Raw genomic sequence first — 2,875 nt, 5'->3', positions numbered from 1 at the left:
CAGGTTCGCTTGAGGCTGGAAAATCTTCTACTACAATTTGGCTATAAAATTGACGCCCTTATTTTTGCTGCTTCACTGAGTGAAGCGCGCGCGCATTTGTCAGACCAGCCTGTCGCACTAGCATTGATCGATATTGGCTTGCCGGATGGTAGTGGTATCGATTTGATCTCCGAGTTGAATACGAGTGATCCTGGCCTCTCCATTTTGGTTATCTCGGCATGGGCCACAGAGGACGTCATTCTAGGTGCTTTGCGCGCCGGTGCTGTCGGTTATGTGCTTAAAGAGCGGGATGATCTGGAGATTGCTATTGCATTGCGTAGTGTTTTACGCGGTGGTGCGCCGATAGATCCTTTTATTGCAAAGCGAATTATCGATGAACTGCCTTCCAAAGCCCCTGAAAAAGACGGAGACAATAAAGACTTATGTCAGCAAGTTTTGACGGCACGCGAAAATCAAATTTTATTGCTGGTTGCCGACGGACTTGGCAATAAGGATATTGCAGACCATCTTTCTTTGTCGCGCTATACAGTTGAATGCCATATTAAACATATTTACCGAAAACTCGCAGTCTCTTCACGCACACGTGCTATTCATGCGGCGAGAGAGCGTGGTTTGTTAAAGTGAAGTGGCTGCTTATTATATGTTTTGGCCTTTTTGCTATGCCAGCTTTGGCAGAGAGCACTTCAGCGCAATGTTCCGCAGAGATCATTGATATTTCTGCCGCAAAAGCTGGTCCTGGTGGACGTAAATCTGAAAATTTACGGTGGGAAGCCGTAACTTTACCAAATTATTGGAACCAACTACATTCAGAATATTCAGATGAAGTTTGGTATCGCATTCATTGGCGACAGACATGTTCTGAAGCAGGTCATAATCCTGTTGCATTGTTCATACAGACAATCAATATGGCCGGAGAGGTTTTCGTTAATGACCATTTTCTCTGGCGTGATAAGAATCTGACAGAACCATTATCGCGTAGCTGGAATATGCCGCGCTATTGGGTTCTGCATAATGCATGGCTGACTGAAGGTATCAATACACTTTGGGTTAAAACTGTTGGTGTCAAAGGACAAGCACTTGGGCTAGGCTCTGTTATCATTGGTGAGCCAACGCAGGTCCAAAATATTTATGACAACTACTGGTGGCGGCAACGTACTTTATATGTTGCAAATGTGATAGTTTCCGGCGTTATCGGTATCTTGTTTTTTTGTATCTGGATCATACGCCGTGACCAGACCTACTACGGGTGGTATGCATTTTCGTCACTGTTCTGGCTTGTCTTCATAGCTAATATTCTTGTGACCACGCCTTGGCCTTTTTCGAATTCTGTAACATTCGTAAGAGCTAACGCAATTGCTTTATTGCTGAATATTGCATGTTTCTGCATGTTTACATTGCGCTTTGGCGAGCTGGTTTTAAAGCGTTATGAACGCTTTTTATGGGGGGGGTTTAGCGTATTTATTGGCGCACTCATTCTTACACCACAAGATTATCTTGGTGCGATCCAAATATCGAGTGTACTCGTTGCATTAGGCTTTTTCTTGTTTAACTGTTTGCAGTTTCCGGTATTGACGTTTCAAAAGCGCAATAACGAATATTTTTTGTTCTCAATTTGCTTATTGGTACTTTTCGTGACGATTCAGTACGATGCGCTTCTCCTCTTTCGGCCTGATCCGGAAAAATTTCCAATATTGCCATATGCGAATATTGTCATCACATTGTGCCTGGCGGGGATACTGGGGCTGCGTCAGGCGCATAATGTCAGACGCATTGAACGGTTTAATGTTGAATTAGCCGAGAGCATTGCGAACGCACGTTCAGAACTAGCCGTTACATTAGAGCGAGAACATTTCTTAGAGCTAAAAAATGCAAAATTAAGAGAGCGTTTGGATATCGCCCATGATCTTCATGACGGTATCGGTGGAACGCTCGTTCATATGATGGCAAAAGTTGAACAAGGCAGTGAGCAGGTTCACCGTCCTCAAGTCATTTCAATGTTGAAATTGCTTCGGGATGACTTGCGTCAAACCATCGATCATAATTCCAGCCCTAGCACTAAAGTTCCAGCTACGCCGCAGGAATGGATTGCCCCGTTACGTCATCGGTTTAGCATTCTTTTTGATGAGCTTGGCATTAAGTCCGACTGGCAATTTCCATCGGCTTGGCGGAGTACACCTAGCACGTTACAATGTCTGGCACTCACACGTGTTGTTGAAGAGGCATTAACAAACCTCATAAAGCATAGTCGAGCGCAGCAGATGTGCTTTCGGTTACAGCAGCAAAGCCCAAATGAACTCGTACTTGAGGTAGAAGATGACGGTATTGGGTTTGATGTTTTAGCGGTACAAACAGCTAATATCAGTGTTGGTATGAGAAGTATGACGACAAGAATTCTCAAAGTTGGTGGCAAGTTAGAAATTTCATCAATGCCAGGAAAAACCGTCGTAAAAGTGATTATGGCACAACTTTAATTTCCGATAGTCACGGACATTAAAGTTGTGCCAGCTATTTTGTCTCTCCATAGACCAGCTAGCTGATAAGGCGGCTAGATATCTATCAACGCAACTTTTTAAGTGTGTTTAGGCGCGGTAGTGGCGTGCTGCGCGTCTCCGCTTATTACATCTAGTGAAATAGCTATATTTTCTAATGTAGCACTGAAAATTTTAGTAACGTGTATTCCACAAATGGAAAGTTATTTGTGTGACATCAATTCGGTTGCTTATTCTAATAGATAAGGCTTAAATTCCAATTGAGAATAAGTGTCGGTATCGGTAGTTGCGTGCCCCCGCAACCAAAATCACAAATAATAATTATATAAGATTTTAAAATAACCCTGCCCACAAGAGACAGGGCTATCGGCGTTTACAGTCTGTCC

2 protein-coding genes are annotated in these 2,875 nt (G+C 43.4%); both read left to right on the top strand.

Translation table 11 applies throughout. The features are described from left to right. A partial coding sequence (locus tag DFR47_RS21410; RefSeq protein ID WP_210207365.1) for a LuxR C-terminal-related transcriptional regulator occupies positions 1-624 on the top strand: 624 nt, incomplete at its 5' end. Then, complete coding sequence (locus DFR47_RS21405) at positions 621-2,471, top strand: sensor histidine kinase (RefSeq protein ID WP_245416682.1); 1,851 nt, start codon at positions 621-623, stop codon at positions 2,469-2,471. The genes DFR47_RS21410 and DFR47_RS21405, both read left to right, overlap by 4 nt. Positions 2,472-2,875 lie beyond the last annotated feature (404 nt).

Source organism: Pseudochrobactrum asaccharolyticum, from assembly GCF_003314995.1.
GTDB classification, from domain to species: domain Bacteria; phylum Pseudomonadota; class Alphaproteobacteria; order Rhizobiales; family Rhizobiaceae; genus Pseudochrobactrum; species Pseudochrobactrum asaccharolyticum.
This window is presented reverse-complemented; position numbering and strand designations above follow the sequence as displayed.